The sequence below is a fragment of the Massilia hydrophila genome (assembly GCF_020208145.1).
GTDB classification, from domain to species: domain Bacteria; phylum Pseudomonadota; class Gammaproteobacteria; order Burkholderiales; family Burkholderiaceae_D; genus Telluria; species Telluria hydrophila.
Genome location: NZ_JAHYBX010000062.1, coordinates 1 through 444, shown reverse-complemented (window position 1 = coordinate 444; position 444 = coordinate 1). Strand labels below are relative to the sequence as shown.

The 444-nt window shown below is 40.1% G+C and carries 1 protein-coding gene; it reads left to right on the top strand.

What is annotated here, in order from left to right; translation table 11 throughout:
- The coding region (locus tag LE190_RS22285; protein ID WP_225240617.1) for an insulinase family protein at positions 1–444 on the top strand (444 nt) is incomplete at both ends.

Below are 444 nucleotides of genomic sequence, written 5' to 3'. Positions count from 1 at the left end.
GGAGAAACCTTTGTTAGATCAGATTGATGCGCTCTATGAGAAATACAATGGTACAACAGACGAAACCGAACGGAAAGCAATCTATAAGGAAATCGATAAAGTATCTGGAGAAGCTGCGAAATATGCTATTGCGAATGAGTATGATAAATTGATGGCATCAATGGGAGCGGAAGGTACCAATGCTTTCACTTCATTTGAGCAGACTGTTTATCAGGAGCAAATTCCTAGTAATGTAATGGATAAGTACCTTGCTGTACAGGCAGAACGGTTTAGATATCCGGTATTGCGTCTGTTCCATACTGAGCTGGAAGCTGTATATGAAGAGAAAAATATCAGCTTGGATAAAGATAATCGTAAGGCTGTGGAGTCGATGTTTTCAGCAGCGTTTCCCAATAATAATTACGGAAAGCAGACGACAATTGGTACGGTAGAGCACCTTAAAAA